The 17,144-nt window shown below is 42.4% G+C and carries 12 protein-coding genes and 1 riboswitch; of the genes, 5 read left to right on the top strand and 7 right to left on the bottom strand.

What is annotated here, in order from left to right; genetic code table 11:
* The first annotated feature begins 443 nt into the window (after positions 1-443).
* Positions 444-1,685 carry a dicarboxylate/amino acid:cation symporter gene (locus tag BCU94_RS00515; protein WP_102436708.1) on the top strand — a complete coding sequence of 414 codons (1,242 nt, stop codon included), beginning with the start codon at positions 444-446 and terminating at the stop codon, positions 1,683-1,685.
* Positions 1,686-1,856: 171 nt separating this feature from the next.
* Here the strand turns inward: BCU94_RS00515 and BCU94_RS00510 are convergent, their stop codons facing one another.
* Positions 1,857-2,849 carry a class 1 fructose-bisphosphatase gene (locus BCU94_RS00510; protein ID WP_102436710.1) on the bottom strand — a complete coding sequence of 331 codons (993 nt, stop codon included), beginning with the start codon at positions 2,847-2,849 and terminating at the stop codon, positions 1,857-1,859.
* 249 nt (positions 2,850-3,098) lie between these two features.
* Between BCU94_RS00510 and BCU94_RS00505 the strand changes: the two genes are divergently transcribed.
* Positions 3,099-5,375, top strand: coding sequence for a S9 family peptidase (locus BCU94_RS00505; RefSeq protein WP_102475346.1), 2,277 nt, complete (start codon positions 3,099-3,101; stop codon positions 5,373-5,375).
* Between the two features lie 194 nt (positions 5,376-5,569).
* Here the strand turns inward: BCU94_RS00505 and arcA are convergent, their stop codons facing one another.
* On the bottom strand, positions 5,570-6,286 hold the full coding sequence (arcA, locus tag BCU94_RS00500; RefSeq protein WP_076540527.1) for a two-component system response regulator ArcA: 717 nt from the start codon (positions 6,284-6,286) through the stop codon (positions 5,570-5,572).
* Between the two features lie 703 nt (positions 6,287-6,989).
* On the opposite strand from arcA, the gene BCU94_RS00495 reads away from it, so the two are divergent.
* The 3 genes from BCU94_RS00495 to BCU94_RS00485 all read left to right on the top strand — a co-directional run bounded on the left by BCU94_RS00495 (position 6,990) and on the right by BCU94_RS00485 (position 10,785).
* The gene (locus BCU94_RS00495) at positions 6,990-7,427 is read left to right on the top strand and encodes a DUF3293 domain-containing protein (RefSeq protein ID WP_102475377.1); all 438 of its coding nucleotides are present in this window, start codon (positions 6,990-6,992) and stop codon (positions 7,425-7,427) included.
* Positions 7,428-7,844: 417 nt separating this feature from the next.
* Positions 7,845-8,021: riboswitch (Lysine riboswitch) on the top strand.
* Between the two features lie 248 nt (positions 8,022-8,269).
* Entirely contained in the window at positions 8,270-9,619 is a 1,350-nt protein-coding gene (gene lysC / locus BCU94_RS00490) for a lysine-sensitive aspartokinase 3 (RefSeq protein WP_102436714.1), read from the top strand.
* Positions 9,620-9,636: 17 nt separating this feature from the next.
* On the top strand, positions 9,637-10,785 hold the full coding sequence (locus tag BCU94_RS00485) for a succinylglutamate desuccinylase/aspartoacylase family protein (RefSeq protein WP_102475345.1): 1,149 nt from the start codon (positions 9,637-9,639) through the stop codon (positions 10,783-10,785).
* Between the two features lie 155 nt (positions 10,786-10,940).
* On the opposite strand, the gene BCU94_RS00480 is transcribed toward BCU94_RS00485, so the two are convergent.
* The 5 genes from BCU94_RS00480 to BCU94_RS00460 all read right to left on the bottom strand — a co-directional run bounded on the left by BCU94_RS00480 (position 10,941) and on the right by BCU94_RS00460 (position 17,089).
* Entirely contained in the window at positions 10,941-12,071 is a 1,131-nt protein-coding gene (locus tag BCU94_RS00480; protein ID WP_102436718.1) for a site-2 protease family protein, read from the bottom strand.
* Between the two features lie 63 nt (positions 12,072-12,134).
* A complete protein-coding gene (locus tag BCU94_RS00475) occupies positions 12,135-12,512 on the bottom strand; it encodes a DUF4144 family protein (RefSeq protein ID WP_133149772.1) in 378 nt (125 codons plus the stop codon).
* A 101-nt stretch (positions 12,513-12,613) separates the two neighbouring features.
* A complete protein-coding gene (locus BCU94_RS00470; RefSeq protein WP_102475343.1) occupies positions 12,614-14,281 on the bottom strand; it encodes a FapA family protein in 1,668 nt (555 codons plus the stop codon).
* 193 nt (positions 14,282-14,474) lie between these two features.
* Positions 14,475-15,509, bottom strand: a complete 1,035-nt coding sequence (locus BCU94_RS00465; RefSeq protein WP_102475342.1) for a methyltransferase — start codon at positions 15,507-15,509, stop codon at positions 14,475-14,477.
* 98 nt (positions 15,510-15,607) lie between these two features.
* Entirely contained in the window at positions 15,608-17,089 is a 1,482-nt protein-coding gene (locus BCU94_RS00460) for an alkaline phosphatase (protein WP_241901135.1), read from the bottom strand.
* Between the last annotated feature and the right edge of the window lie 55 nt (positions 17,090-17,144).

The raw sequence follows: 17,144 nt of genomic DNA, 5'->3' as shown, positions 1-17,144 counted from the left end.
CTTTGTTGAGCACTGGTTAATGCTGCCAGCATGGGATAAATAGAAGCAAATGTTGCGCTTTTATAAAACGCTAGTTATTAGCTTAAATTGTCGTCAGAGTTGTAGTGTTCTCAACTCATTAGTGCTCTTGCGGCAGTGTATAATACTGTTGGTGTTGTGTTTTTTAGTCTTGAATCCTGCTAAAAATATTTATAATTCAACTGTTTTAGTTTAAGTTGTTTTAATTCAACAGTTTGGTGGTAGTTGTAAATGCTGCTGCTCAGTGGCCGCTCAAACTAATTGATCGATAGCATTGAATTAAATTGCTTCTTGTCCCAGTATCCTTGTCGTTAAAAATAATTAAAACAAATTTTCAGTCGAATTAACCTCAGTATTGAGCCTGTGTAAGTCGTTACAACAGCGAAATCAGCGTTAATTTGACTTTTATTAGGAACGTTCGCGATATGACCAAATCATTATCAAGCCGCATTTTTATCGGATTATTCTTTGGACTAATATTGGGCAGTATTGTCCAATTTGCCCTCAATGATGTCAGCTTCTTCTCAGGCACCTTAGTCAATGCTGCCAGCGGTATTGGTACCATGTTCGTTAATATGATCATGATGCTAGTGGTGCCACTGGTATTTGTCAGTATTGTTTGCGGCGTGTGTGAACTGCAAGATTTAAAGAGCTTTGGCCGTTTGGGCGGTAAAACCTTTAGCTTTTATATTATTAATACCTTGGTGGCTATCACAGCGGCATTTTTAGTCGCCATGTTACTGGAGCCAGGTAAAGGCGTTGATATGTCTAGCGATGGCGGCGTGAGCATTACTGCAACTGAGTTACCTAACTTAATGCAGCTGATTGTTAGCATAGTGCCTAATAACCCATTTGCCGCATTTACTTCAGGTAATATGCTGCAAGTTATTTTCATGGCCTTGCTGTTAGGCGGCGTGATTAAATCAATGGGTGAGAGCGTTAGCGGCGCAGTGCAAGGTTTTCAAACAGCCAATAAAATCATGATGCGCTTAATCACTGTGGTAATGAGCCTTGCGCCAATTGGTGTGTTTGCCTTGATGTTTAAATTAGCGGCAACCCTTGAGCCGGCTATTTTTGTCAGCGTGGTTGAATACCTGGTTATCATCTTAGCATTGCTGTTGTTATGGATTTTTGTGGTTTACCCTACAGCAGTGTCGATTTTCACCCCGGTATCAGCCTCGAGCTTTCGTGAAAAAACCAAAGAGCAGATTTTATTCTCGCTTTCTACCGCCAGTTCAAATGCGACCATCCCTGTGACCATGCGTACCTTAACCGATAAGTTAGCTGTTAGCCGCGCTGTCGCTGGATTCGGGGTGCCACTCGGGGCAACGATGAACATGGGCGGAGTGTCAATTTACATTACTATCGCGATTTTCTTTGTGGCCAATGCTTTTGGTATGCCAATTACAGCAGAGCAAATTCCAGCATTGTTATTTAGTGTGTTTTTATTGTCAGTGGGCGCTGGTGGCGTACCCGGCGGCGGCATGGTGATGATTGGTGTGCTTATCTACCAATTAGGTTTACCAGTCGAAGCCTTTGCCATTGTGGCAGCACTTGATCGTATTATTGATATGGTACTGACATCTTGTAACGTAGTGGGTGATACTGCGGTATTAACTATAGTGGATCAAACGGAAAAACCACATCAGCTTAATGCTGAGGCATAAGCTCGCTATTTAATCGTAGCTAAAGCGCAAACATTACATAGCCTGCAATTGCAGGCCATGTTGTTTTTAAAACTTAGTTATCTATTAGCTCAATCATTACTAATCACTAATAGCTAGCAAGATCAAAAAAACCGCCAGCAGGCGGTTTTTTAATAGTAGCTAAAAGCGCAATTAATCAATTGTCGGCTCTTGGCTGTAATCAACATCATGGTAGCTTAAGCAAGTATCCACTTCGTTGGCGCTACCAAGAATAACAGCAACACGTTGATGGATAGCTGTTGGTTCGATATCTAGGATATCACCATAGCCTGTAGATGCTTTACCACCGGCTTGTTCAACCAATAAAGCCATAGGGTTGGCTTCATACATTAAACGCAGCTTGTACGGCTTTTCAGGGTTCTTATTATCGGTTGGGTAAGCAAAGATACCGCCACGACATAATACGCGGTGAACATCACCCACCATTGCAGCAATCCAGCGCATATTGAATGACTTTTCACGGGGCCCAATAGTGCCTAATACTAAGTCAGCAATGTAAGTTTGCATTGGTGCTTCCCAAAAGCGCTGATTGGACATATTGATCGCAAATTCAGCGGTATCTTTACTGATACTCACTTCTGCTGTGGTGAGCAGGAACTCGTTAGTGTCAGGATCTAAGGTATAAAGTTGAGTACCTTGACCTGTGGTGAGCGCCATCATGGTTGATGGGCCGTAAAGCACATAACCTGCGGCAACTTGTTTGCGGCCACTTTGTAAAAAGCTTTGCTCGTTAAACTCGCCTTCGCCAGCAGGTAGCACTGAGAAAATCGTCCCTACCAGTGAGTTGATATCGATATTTGATGAACCGTCTAGAGGATCAAAACAAACTAAGTATTCGCCGTCTTGATTGACTTCAACAACATAATCTTCTTCTTCAGATGCAAGACCGCGAACATTGCCTTCAGCTTTAAGTGCATCTTTGAGCATGTCATTGGTAATCACGTCGAGTTTCTTTTGGGTTTCGCCTTGAACATTTTCTTGTTCAGTAGCGCCCAAAACACCAGCTAATGCACCATGTTGCACTGCTTTACTAATTGCTTTTGAGCAATCGGCAAGGCTAAGTACTAATTGTGAAAGCGAAGCTGATACTGCTTGGTTGGTCAGGGTTTGTGTCAAAGTTTGCATGCTTGTTCCTAAGACAGTAGAGGTTAAGGTCGGTAACCAGTGGTTAATGTTTTATTTTATTATCAAGGATAATACCTCAGATTTGTCCATATTACAGCGTGAAAAAGATGAGCAATATATGACTTGCAGTAGATTTGTTATAAACTCGCTGGTAAATAATGCTTTCAGTTGATTTTTGGTTAAATTAATATTGGCAGCGAAAATAATAATAACGATAAATATAAATTTATGGCTTCCCAAGGATTGATAATGACTAAAAAATGGAAATCGACCGCGGCGTTGATGCTGTCGGCAATTCCGCTAGTGTTTACTGGCGCTCTTATTTCAGATCATGCAATGGCCTCTACCATGAAAATATCCGGCAATACCACTCCACTGACCATAGAAAGAATTCATGCATCACCAGCCTTGGCCGGCGCTAGCCCTCGGGGATTAAAACTGTCTCCCGATGGTAGCCGAGTGACGTATCTTGCTAGCCGTGAAGATAACCAGCATTTTTATGACTTATGGCAAATGGATATCAGCACTGCAAAGCGCAGTATGCTGCTTAATGCCGATAAGCTGGCTGGGGGCGAATTATCTGATGAAGAAAAAGCCCGCCGCGAACGTCAACGTATTTATGGTCAAGGGATCATGGAGTACTTTTGGGCTGATGATGGCCAAGCGTTATTAATTCCAGCTGCAGGCAAGCTGTATTTTTATACCTTGGCGGATCAAAAGGCGCAGTCATTAAATACCGGTGAAGGCTTTGTCACTGATGCGCGTTTGTCCCCTAAAGGCCGTTATGTGTCATTTGTGCGCGAGCAAAATATTTTTGTACTGGAGCTGGCAACAGAAAAGCTAACTCAGCTGACGTTTGATGGTAAAGGGCCGATTAAAAACGGCATGGCAGAGTTTGTCGCCCAAGAAGAAATGGGCCGAATGACAGGTTACTGGTGGTCGCCAGATGAATCAGCTATCGCCTTTACTCGTATTGATGAGTCAGGTGTTGAATTAGTCACCCGTAATGAGATTTATGCTGACGGTATAAAACTGACTGAGCAGCGTTATCCTTATGCGGGTAAAGCCAATGTTGAGATTGAACTTGGCGTGATTGAGCTGGCGAGTAAAGCAGTGCAGTGGATTGATTTAGGTAAAGAGAAGGATATGTATTTACCGCGAGTAAAATGGCTGCCAGATAGCAAGCAGTTATCATTTCAATGGCAAAGCCGCGATCAGCAGGCATTGGACTTACGCATCATTAACCTTGGTTCAAAACCTGGTTCAGACGTTAAAGCTAACACGGTTGTCAAAGAGCGCAGCCAAGCATGGGTAAACCTTAACGATGACTTACATTTCTTAAAGCAACAACAAGCGTTTATTTGGGCCTCAGAGCGTGATGGTTTTAAGCACCTTTATTTATTTGACCTGTCGGGTAAACAAATAAAGCAATTAACCACAGGGCTGTGGGCGGTTGATGATCTTGAGTTTGTGGATGAGCAGGCGGGCTGGGTGTATTTTTCAGGCCGAAAAGACACAGTTGTTGAACGCCATTTATATAGAGTGTCATTAACCAGTGACAAGATTGAAAAACTATCAACTAAAGCCGGGATGCACTCAGCAGTCTTTGCTGATAAAAAACCAATTTATTTAGATTACTTCAATAGTTTAATTCAGCCGCCACAGGTGAGTTTGCACAATGACACTGGCGAGCATTTAATGTGGGTAGAACAAAATGAAATTAACCAAACCCATCCTTTGTATGACGTTGCGGGTTTATGGCAAATACCAGATTTTGGCCAATTAAAGGCTGAAGATGGCCAAAATCTGCAGTACCGATTATTTAAACCCACTGATTTTGATGCCAGCAAAAAATACCCAGTAGTTGTTCGAGTATACGGTGGGCCACATGCGCAATTAGTGGTTAATAGCTGGAGTGAAGCGGATTACTTTACCCAATATCTATTACAACAAGGCTTTGCTGTATTTCAATTAGACAACCGCGGCTCAGCCCATCGTGGTACTAAGTTTGAATACGTTATTTACCAGAGTATGGGTGATGCAGAAGTTAACGATCAAAAAGTGGGCGTAGATTACTTAAGAAGTCTGCCATTTATTGATGGCGATAATATCGCTATTTATGGTCATAGTTATGGCGGCTATATGGCGTTAATGAGCCAGTTTAAAGCCCCTGATTATTTCAAAGCGGCAATTTCAGGTGCGCCCGTGACCGATTGGCGTTTGTATGACACCCATTATACCGAGCGCTATATGGGTCACCCTGCTAAGAATAAACAAGGTTACGATGCCAGCAGCATTACCCCTTATGTGGAAAATTATCAGTCTGGTTTGCTGATGTATCACGGTATGGCTGACGATAATGTGTTGTTTGAAAATAGCACCCGCGTATATAAAGCGCTGCAAGATGAAGGCAAGTTATTTCAAATGATAGACTACCCTGGCTCAAAGCATTCTATGCGCGGTGAAAAGGTGAGGAATCATTTGTATAAATCCTTAGCTGCCTTTTTAGAACGCGAGCTTAAGTAGCGCTGTTTATAGCAAATGGGTAATAGGTAATGGGTTGGCAATAATAGCCCATTAGTTATAGATCACTTGTTATCGTCCATGAGGGATAGTTCATTTTTAATAGCCCATAAAAAAGCCAAGTCACTGACTTGGCTTTTATTTTCATTTGCTACCCAATGAGCTTAATCAAATAAGCACATTAATTGCAGACGAAATTAATCTTCTAAGTTACCACAAAAACGGTAACCTTCACCGTGGATAGTTGCGATGATTTCTGGCGTGTCTGGTAAGCTTTCGAAGTGCTTACGGATACGACGGATAGTCACGTCAACAGTACGGTCATGTGGCTTAAGCTCACGGCCAGTCATTTTCATTAACAAGTCTGCACGAGTTAAGATTTTGCCTGGGTTTTCTACAAAGTGAAGCATCGCACGGAATTCACTGCGAGGTAATTTGTAAGACTCACCTTGTGGGCTAACTAAAGAACGGCTGTTGATTTCTAAGCTCCAACCGTTGAAACGGTAAAACTCAACTGAACCTTTTTCTTCGGTTTCAGCGCCAGCGCTGTTTACACGAGTTAATAGGTTACGAGCACGGATAGTTAATTCACGTGGGTTAAATGGCTTAGTGATGTAGTCATCAGCGCCAATTTCTAAACCAAGGATCTTATCAACTTCGTTATCACGGCCAGTAAGGAAAATAAGGCCAATGTTATTAATTTCACGAAGTTCACGGGCTAATAATAAACCGTTTTTACCAGGAAGGTTGATATCCATAACAACAAGATTAATCTTATTATCCTGCATGGCTTTATGCATTTCTGCGCCATCGTTTGCTTCAGTTACTACATACCCTTCGGCTTCAAAAATACTACGTAGAGTATTACGGGTTACAGCTTCATCTTCAACAATAAGAATGTGTGGGTTTTGCATGTCATTTACCTAAATTAAAAACAATTCGATTCTAGTCATGTTGCACTAGGGCTGTGGCGTTATATAGCTAAGAAAACGCCGATAATTTATAAATTCACGATAGGTGTTTATCTATGTCTGCCCTGAACAAAACACGCTTCATGACTAACTACAATATATAAACCAGTTTAAGGCACTAATATTTATCGCACTTCTATAAAAGAGTTATACGTGACGTAAATTTTGATCATAAAAAATCAATATTCAGATCGTATGCTGAGCTTGAGTAAGCTCACAACCTGTCAAAATATCTGTAAAACCGATGATTCATATAAACTAAGAGATTAAATTGCTGATTAAAGTTCCTTCGCAACCTAATTTTGTCCTACATTTATATTCAGTCTTTTAAAATGTAGAACACATTTTAAAAGCTTGAACACTTTACCAAGATTTAATTTCAGTAAATGTAGTCGCTTGTGTCACAACTTAGCGTTATGTAGCAAAATCTAGCTAGTGTGAGATATTGTACTCGTTTTAGGCATTTGTTAACAAATGAAATGTTAACAAATTTACGGGGAAGATTTGTTACAAAAATGCTTTTTGGTGTAAGCTTATGATTTTTAAGTCAAATATAATTATTGTTCTTGTGACTTACATCACACAGGGTGTTGGTCCAAGTCTTGGTTTGCTACACTGAATTGGTCTTAATTGAGAAAAATAAATGATGAATAATTCAATAGATAACCTTTGGTTTAAGTATCAAGGGACCCAATTTCTACTTACTCAGCGCCTTTCTTACGCTGTCCCCTTCGCCATTGTCACCGCCCATAATCCCTTAGGCAGCCAATTGAATCCGTGTCAAAACCGTTTGTTAGATAGGCGACTTCAACGGAAAATTCAGCAATTTAAAAGCCCCTATCGTTGCTTAATTGGCGCGGCGCCAGACTTATCTCATATGGAAAAAAGTTGGGCAGTCTTTATAGAAAAAGACCAAGCGTTAGCGTTAGGCCGAGAGTTTAAACAGCTCGCTATTTACTATGTTGATAATGGGGTGTTGTCATTACTTGCCTGTGGTGAAGCACCTGACAAGGAAGTGTTAATTGGCGAGTTTGGCCCACGAACGGTTTTAGTTAATGAATTACCTGATTTGCACGATGAATAACATGATCGGCGATTAAGTGACATTTGTATCAGTTATCGAGGATGTTTAATATCAGTAACTCCTTCTATAGGTACTTAGTTAAGTGCCTTTTTTTATTGTTATTTTTATATTTTTATTAGGGCAATGGCTATTTATATACTGTTGAAACTTGATTGTTAATATTGAAGCTTAATTGTGCAGTTTAGTTGAAGGTTTTAACTCAATAACCTCGAATTTACATTGAGGTTATTACTTTTTATTTTTTAATCACTATTGTTTTATATCACTTTTTTGTTTCAAATTATAAATAACAGCTTACATGATACTATTTTGAGCTCAGTGTCTCTATTTACGTATTGTGTTATTTGACGACTTTATGGCATATCCCAATTGACTTGAGTTGTTATTTATTGGTATTTTCATGCTCTTCCTGTGGGAAGAAACAGAAGAGGAGCGTTAGCTAGGTAGTAAGTTCGAGGAAAACCAATTCCTATGACAGCTTATGAGGGAGATTAGCGCCGAGGTACTGGTATGTTTGGTTGGCATTCGGTATCGGTCGTTTAGGTTGAATCCTAGCGATTGTCACCTATTTTTTGGTGGAGAGCTTCTGGTGAAAGATTGCTGTTTCCCTTCTTTAAGGGTGCGTTATCACTGCACCAGGCTCTTCGAACGAAGTAAGTTCGGAGTGTAATCATGTTTTTACGTATTAAATTTCAAGTTGTTCCAATACTGTGTACTCAGTTTATGTCTACTCAGTCCATGTCTACTGAAAGTATGTTTAGTCAAAGTTTGTCTGCTAAAACTTTGTCTACTAAAACTTTGTCTAGTAAAAGTTCGTCTGCGAATGTCGTGGAGGTATCAGCATGAGTTTAGTTGTTGCTAAGTTCGGTGGCACCTCAGTTGCTGATTTTGACGCCATGAACCGCTGTGCGGACATTATTTTAGCCAATGCCAATACCCGCGTCGTTGTTGTTAGTGCTTCTAGCGGTGTCACTAATTTACTGGTTGAGTTAACTCAAGCCAATGTGAACGACCAACGCCGCTTAAGTTTAGTCACTCAAATTGCTAAAATTCAATATGACATTGTTGATAAGCTGGCGCGTCCACAAGATGTAGCTGCTACGATTGATAAGCTATTAAGCAGAATGGCAGTGCTTAGTGATAAGTTAGTGCTCGATAGAAGCAAAGCCATCATTGATGAGCTGTTATCCATGGGTGAGCAATGTTCATCATTATTGTTCTCTGCGGTTATTCGCCAAAAAGGCACGCCATCAAGTTCATTTGATGTGCGCCAAGTATTAAGAACCGATAGCCATTTTGGTAAAGCAGAGCCGCAAATTGAGCAAATTGCGCTCCTAGGCGCTGAGCATTTACAGCCGTTATTGGCTCAGCAAGTGATCGTGACTCAAGGTTTTATTGGCGCTGATGAAGCAGGCAACACCACCACCTTAGGCCGTGGCGGCAGTGATTATTCAGCTGCGTTATTAGCTGAAGCCTTAAAAGCAGATGCGGTAGAGATTTGGACTGATGTGGCCGGAATTTATACCACTGACCCACGTTTAGCGCCTAATGCGAGACCTATCGCTGAAATTAGCTTTAATGAAGCGGCTGAGATGGCTACCTTTGGCGCTAAAGTATTACACCCTGCGACGATTTTACCGGCCGTGCGTCAACAAATTCAGGTGTTTGTTGGTTCCAGTAAAGCACCTGAACAAGGTGGAACTTGGATCCGTCATCAAGTAGAAGATGCCCCGGTTTATCGAGCTGTGGCTCTAAGACGCGATCAAACTTTATTAAACCTGCATAGCTTACAAATGCTCCATGCTCAGGGCTTTTTAGCGCACACCTTTGCCACGCTTGCTAAGCATAAAATTTCAGTTGATTTGATTACCACCTCAGAAGTTAATGTGTCACTAACGCTTGATAAAACCGGTTCTGACTCCAGCGGGCAGGGGTTATTAAGCGAGTCATTACTGCAAGAACTATCACAAAATTGCCGTGTAAGAGTGGAAGATAAATTAGCTTTAGTGGCGATTATTGGTAATCAAATAGCGTCAACAGCAGGTATTTGCAGCCGAGTTTTTGGGGTACTTGAACAGCATAATGTGCGCATGATTTGCCAAGGGGCTAGCCCACATAACTTATGTGTTCTCGTCGCTGAATCTGAAGCCGCAGATGTGGTTAACTCTCTGCACCAAAACTTATTTGAATAATAGCTAACGTGGCAGGTATGACATCAGTGAATTCAATTACAGAACAGGCTAACGATTATTCAGCCACCATGTCTCGGGTTGAAGTGGGAGAGCTTGCCACAGGCCAAGCGTTAACGGCGCCACTGTTTAGCTTTAAAGGCTCAGATGACGCCGCGCCCAGTGTTTATATTCAGGCCAATGTTCATGGGGCTGAAGTGCAGGGTAATGCGGTGATACATCAGCTGATGACTTTACTGCAAGACTACACTGTATTAGGCGATATTCACTGCGTGCCATTAGCCAACCCTTTAGGCATTAATCAAAAAAGTGGCGAGTTTACCTTAGGGCGATTTGATCCTATCACTGGGGTGAATTGGAACCGAGAGTATTATGATCAGTCACTTGATATTGCGAGCTGGTTCACTGAGCATCAACACTTTGCCGACAAGGACTTGTTTAGTGCTTTTAGGCAAACCTTAGTCAATAATTGCCAGCAACGTTTAGCCAACCCTTGGGGTATTAGTACCGGGCATCGCTTAGCGGTGATATTACAACATATGGCCCATGGCGCTGATATCGTGCTTGATTTACATACCGGGCCTAAATCTGCAAAGCACCTTTATTGCCCTGAGTATGATGCAGCCGCAGCCGCGTTTTTCTCGATCCCCTTATCGTTAATTATCCCCAATGAATTTGGCGGCGCCATGGATGAAGCGGTTTTTTGTCCATGGTGGCAATTAACTGAATATGCAGCGTTAAAAGGGCGCATATTCGATGTGCCTGTGGCGGCTTTTACCTTAGAGCTAGCAAGCCAAGAACGTATTGATATGGCAGATGCTAAAAATGATGCCCTAGGTATTTTGGCCTATTTGAGCCATCGGGGAGTGATCAAAGAGCATGTTGCTCCTGCCAGCATGAAACGCTGGGGCTGTTACTTAAAGGATTATAAAAAGTTTCATGCCCCTAAAGCGGGTTTAGTGGAATACTGCGCAGCGGTTGGTGAGCCGTTAGCTGCTGGCGAGCCTTTAGTGACCTTATTAAGGTTAGATCAGTACGGCAGTGATAATGCCGTCACTTCGGTGAGTTTGCCGATAGATTGCGTGCCAGTGCTGCATTTTGCTTCAGCTTCAGTCCATCAAGGCACTGAGCTGTATAAAGTCATGACTAAGGTATTTGAAATTCCATAAGCTAAATAGATAAGTTAATTTCGTTTTTTCAGCAAGTTAAGCCCGTAGCTAGTTCTTACGGGCTTAGTTTTTACGGACTTAGTTCTCTCAGGCTTAGTTCTTGCTAGCTTAGTTCTTGCTAGCTTAGTTGATGTTAAGCACTGCTATTTATTTGACTAGCTTCTTAATATTTCTAATGGCATCGACAGCATTTCATCGCCAGATGCAGCAAAATACCAAATAATAGCAATCAGTAAGCCAACCGTAATGAAGTACCACAAGGTCGAGAAGATTTGCCCATAACGGTCAAGGGGCAATAAATGACTTTGATGACGGCTTTTCCATTCAAATACAATCTCAAGACTGCCAATTAATAATAAGAAGCCCAGTAATGCCAGTCCAAGGCTGTAGCTAATGAATACCCCAGCGGCTGCGCCTGCGATACAGGCGATTAGACCCACCATGCTATTCATCGAAAAGGTGATACTTTTTAAAATATGACCACCATCTAAAGGCAGTATCGGCAATAAATTAAAGAGGTTTAATAGGGCGTTAAAGCTGGCCAGTCCGGCAAAAAAGATATTACCCGTCAGCCAATAAGCCAGCATACAGCCGATGGACATAAACAGGCCAAAAGTCGGCCCCATAATAGAGATCACCACGTTCTGCCAACGGGTATTAATACGCTCGTCACTAACAGCAAGGCCGCCCATAAATGGGATCAAATAAATCCCTTTGGTTTTCATGCCAAAGTGTTTCATTGCTTTGATATGACCATATTCATGGATAACCAAACAGGCAATCAAGGCTAATGCAAACTCAATTGAAAATAGCCAAGAGTAGGCCGCCACACTGGCTGCAGCGAGCATGGCTTTAATCACTTTGGCGCTTTTAAGTAACTTAAAACCTAGAGAGGCTAAGCCAACAAAACTGAATTTTTGTTGTTTAACTGGGGCCACTTCAGGGGTTTGTCGTTCTATGTCCTTGCTGTTACGCTGGCCATCGGCAATGGTGTTATTGTCCACCAAAACCGTATAGTTGATGATAAATGGTTGCCACTGCACATCAGACTCTAAGCGCACTTTCATGACTTGGCGGTTGGTTTGGGTGATGACATCATCATGACTGGGTTCTGCTAGTGAACTCGGTCTAGACAACTCAAATTCGTGGATAGTAAAGCTTTGATTATCAGCAGAAGCCGACTTTTGCGAAACCAGTTGATTATCCCAATAGAGCTGTTGCCAGCCAGCCATGGAGCCCTCTAATCGTAGGCGTTTTCCTAGGCATTCTATGTTTAACAGTTCCATGCTTGATACTCGTATTACGGGATAAAATGTGGAACAGCATTTTGCCTGAGTCGTGAGGCTGACTCAAGAAAATTCAGACTCAAGAAATTCAACCGTTTCAATTCCTTGTCTAATAGTACTGAAAATAAGCTTTGCGCTGCAGCAATGACCATTTAGCTGGGCATGTTGGCGTACATAATGAATGAAAGTCATTAAGTCGATAGCCTGAGTGCTTAATGCTAATTGAGGCAATGCGGCTACGGTTATAGGTTGGCTGGTATCTGTTGCTGAGTTGATGGAAATATCGAAAGTATTGCCTTCACTGTCGAGTAACTTATCGCAGGTACCTGCAATATGAGGAGTTAAGTAGCAAAACTCTAGCCAGTCTCTATCACTAGCTAGATAAATAAGCTCGTCACAGCTTTGCTGCTTGATGACTGCGGGCCAACAAATACTTTGCATGATAAAACCTGAAGGCGGTGACACTGAGTAACCATTGATAAACTCAATGATTTAAGGCCACACTATTGCCGCTTGAAGTATGTACCCGTTACATAGTGCAACTATCGGTTGCCATAATCAAAACTAATTTCATTTTGCTTATTCATGACGAGGCAAGGGCCGTGCTCCCGTTGGGTTGTATTTTTAGACGGGCCAATATTAATTTTAACGTTGGTAAAGATATGCTTTTTGGCCTGAATAAAATGCTTATTATAGTAGCCATCGGCATCTTGCTGTAATTGCTTGAACTGCGCTTCTAACTGCGCACGATTGCTGGCGAGTTGTTTCTTTTCATCCAGCATCATTTTTACTTGCTCTATCATGCCTGCATCGGTTTGCCATTCGCTTTTAGGTGGCAGCTTGCGTAATCTAGCTTCAATATCAAGGCCTGCAATGACAAGCTGTTTGATTTTATCATGGGTAGTTTTGACTTCTGCGCGAATTTGAGCTTGATCCATGGCGCAAAATAATGCGGTTTTAGTGCCTGCTGTAGCGCCAATTGCCACCGCATGAATGCCTTTGCTAGCGCTCGCCTTGCCACCAACCAGATCGCCTCGTCTGCCGCTAGGATCACTCACTGTGATGACACCGTTTGAACATGCGTGACTATGAAGTAATTGCTTGGTCACTAAGATATCATTGTCAGCATTAAGGCTTGAGTATTGCACGAATTGTGCGCAAATTTGTCCTTGGGCATTAATGGTGGTGCTAAGTTGATGCTCTTTAATTTGGCGACCAATGATGCCTTTACTGACAATGATATCGCCTTTGGCATCCAGTGTTGCTGAGTCCACAAACCCCATGACGGTAATATCGCCGCTACTTTTCACTTGCATGCCTTCATGGACATCACCGCTAATTAACACGCTGCCTTCAAAGTTCACATGGCCAAAATTGACATCAACGTCTTTAATTTGTAGTACATCATCCACTTGCATGCCAAGGCGGGTTTCAACTGGCTGACCTGAAACTGTCGCAATTAATAAGTTAGGATCATTGACGGCCAGTTGAGTGCCATTACCTGGCTGCATAATCATGTCTTTGCCGGGGATTTGCGGCAAAACATCATCATTGACGTTATAACCTGCAACACCATCTGTAGCAGGGGTTTTAATCATTAATACATCGTTTGGTTTTACCATGATCATGGCGCCCAAATCGCGCATATCCACCGATCCATCTTCTCGCTCTTGGGGTTGCAATAAGCGCTCGCGGGCTAATGGCACTTGCCTTGCTAGGCTGGCATTGGTGCCATTTTGGGGCTGTTTACCGTGGGCGATCAGCGAGCGACATTGCTCACCTGGCGGTAAGGTGTCTAATTGTTGTAGTAGCGATAGGATGTTGGGTTTGCTTAAGCCCATTTTAACCTTATGGAATTTAAGCGCATTTAAAATGGTTGGCAGTGTTGGGTCTTGGCCGCCATAGGCAGACACCAAGCTCATTGAGGCTGACATTTTATCTTCGCTGATCTCGATGATGACTTTACCATCAAGGCGCTCAGCAATAATAAAAAATAATTCGTGTTTACCGCTATCGACACTGCAGTGACTATTTACTTCAGCGGTCGCCTTAGCAATGTTTTGCTCTAAGGGCCGCAGCATGGCAAATTCAGGCTGATTAAGTAACTGGGTTATATCATCTTCAGTGATGGGGCCGTGACGGCTAGGCGTAACGCGAAGCTCAACTTGAGTTTGATCAACATTAAAAACCGCTAAATCTGATGCTAGCATAAAATCCCTTATTTTTACGTTCTACATTTGAGCTTATTAGGCTGCCCAATAGGTAGAACGATACGCCTTAGATGACGTTTATTATTAGCTAACAAAATGTAGCGTTTTTTAGGGATAAAAACTAGTCAGTAATTGGTTGTTTTATAACTAAATCAAATAATTTGTGAACTCCATAGCCGTGGAGCCATTTTTGTTATTTATTAAATAGATATAATTTATATTTATTGTTTTCTGCAGGTACGTTCACTTGGCCAAATTCAGCGGCTATGGTGTCGGCATACGGCAAGTTTCGGTTAGCGACAATTTGCCACACCCCACCTTTGGCAAGGCTTGATGCACTTGATTTAACAAAGTCTTTGGCAATTTGGGTGGTTGCGGCTAAGCCATCATGAAATGGTGGGTTAGCAATGATGCCATTAAATTGACCGCTAATTTGGTTAAAGCCATCAGAGGGATACACTTTTGCTTGCATGCCATTTGCGGCAAGGGTGAGTTCACAGGCTTTTAAAGCCATGGCATTAATATCAATACACTCAACGGATAAACTTGGGTTTGCTTTTAGTAAGGCCGCGCTAATAACCCCAGCACCACAGCCAAAGTCCAATACGCGTTTTTCTAATGTCGGCAAATGCGATAGCAATAATTCTGTACCTTGATCGAGACGCTTTTCGCTAAACACGCCCACAAGATTACAAATGGTGATCTCCCCTTGAGGGGTTGATAATGAGTATTGGCTGACCCAATTATTAAGGTCAAATACAGGTGCTTGGGCGATTAACTCACTGACAAATAATAAACAATGGCGGGCATTATCGCGCTTACTTGGGGTTGAGAAATACTCAGGTAGTAACTTTGCTAACGATTTAACCCCACCTTTATTTTCGCCTACGACAATTAGGTGTCCGCCCTGCTTTAAATGCTTGGCGGCGAGGTTAAATAAATAAGGCGCTAGGGGCTTAGCTTTTGGGAAATAGATAATAGCGACATCAAAGCGTTTTTCTGCATCGGTAGTTGGCAGCTGATGACCAAAGTGACTGCTTAAGCCTTTTTGTTGTTTTTGCGGCAATAATAAATAATGGTTAAAGTCTAATGCTAAGCTCGTCACAGATGCAGCGCTGTTAAGCAACTCAGCCGCCAAGGTATCAGCTTCATGATTTAGAATTAAAACATCTTGGTTTTCAATGAATTCAGCATTTCTTAAAATGACTTGAGAAGCGTTAGTAAGCACGAGATTAACCTTTGAAAAAATAATCTGTCGATTATAGCAAATACCGGCAATAAAAAGGGTGACAAAATTGTCACCCTTTAAGCTTTCTTCATCAGTAATTAATTACTGATAATAACAGTTTGGCTTTGGGGTAATAAACTCATCATCTTAGTGGCAATATCAGTGTTGTTTTGATGGCCACTGAACAGTCTTTCTCCTGGACCTGCGGCAAAAACCTGCACGTCTAATCCAGTGTGACCCAGTGTGGTCCAGCCGGTATTAGTGCGGGCATCAATGATTGTTAATATAGTGGCAGTAAGCTGCTTTTCACCCTGCATACGGGCGTTACTTAATTGAGTCAATTCTTCTTGGCTGGCGTCAAAGCCAATCAGTTGATTAAACTTAGTTTGCCAGTCATCAGTAGCAATTAACTGCTGAGCAATATTCGTTGGTGAGGCATTGATGGCGTGAATGAGTTGTGGCTGCCACTCATACTCACCATTAGTACCAATAGAAAGTCCGCCGGTGTTGTGATCGGCGGTAACCACCATCAAGGTGTCTTTACGTTGACGAACAAATTGCTCAACCACTTCAATGGCATTGGCAAATTCATCCATTTCGCCCATCACTGAGGCGATATCATTATCATGTCCAGCCCAATCTATCAGGCTGCCTTCAACCAGTAACACAAAGCCTTGGTCGTTTTGAGCTAATAGCTCTAAGGCCTTTTTCGTTAAGCTGCTAAGTTTATGGCCTTGCTTATCATCAATGACCCATGGCAGTTGCACTGGGGCAAATAAACCCAGTACTTTTGGCTCAGTGATACTATCAAGTTGCTCAAACTCGGTAATGTGTTGATAGCCTTTGTCTTTAAATTGCAGCAACAGTTCAGCTGAAAAATACTGTTGGCCGCCGCCTAAAATGACATCAGCATCGGTGTTTAAATATGATTGTGCGATGGCTTTATAGTTTTTGCGGTGCTCATTGTGCGTTAAAAACGCCGCAGGAGTAGCGTGGTTCACCTGACTTGATACCGCGACACCCGTGGATAAGCCTGCCGCTTTGGCAAGTTCCATAATGGTGGTCAGTGGGCGTTTATTTTCATCGACTGAAATCGCGCCATTATAGGTTTTAAATCCTGTGGCTAACGCGGTTGCCGAGGCGGCAGAGTCAGTCACATAACCGCTACTGCGAGCAGGGTAGGTACTTGCCATGCCCACTAACAGCCTATCGAATACGGTTTGCTCGATTTCTTGGGTATTGGGGTTGTCTTTAAAGTAGCGGTAGGCGCTGGTGTAAGCTGGGCCCATGCCATCTCCCACCATGATGACCATGTTTTTAGGTTTAGCTGCTGTAGTTGAAGCTTTGTTAGTGCTTTTTAGTGCTGTAATTGGCGCGACGATTACGGGGTCATCAATTACAACCTGTTCAATTGCTGCTTTTTCCGAAATGGCTTCGGAAGTAACAGCAGCTTCAGCTTGAGTTTGGCTAGCAGTATCAGTATTAATGGCGGCTTCAGCGATAAGTTCATTGGCAACAGTGGTATTAGAAAACCACAGGGTTAAGCTAAGCAGTAAGCCTAGCGTACGTCTTAAATGCATGTGTAGTCCCAAATGTGTTCGACAATATCAGCAGCAATGATCTCCACTGCTGCTA

This window comes from Shewanella sp. 10N.286.52.C2 (assembly GCF_002874545.1).
Classification (GTDB): Bacteria; Pseudomonadota; Gammaproteobacteria; order Enterobacterales; family Shewanellaceae; genus Shewanella.
This window is presented reverse-complemented; position numbering and strand designations above follow the sequence as displayed.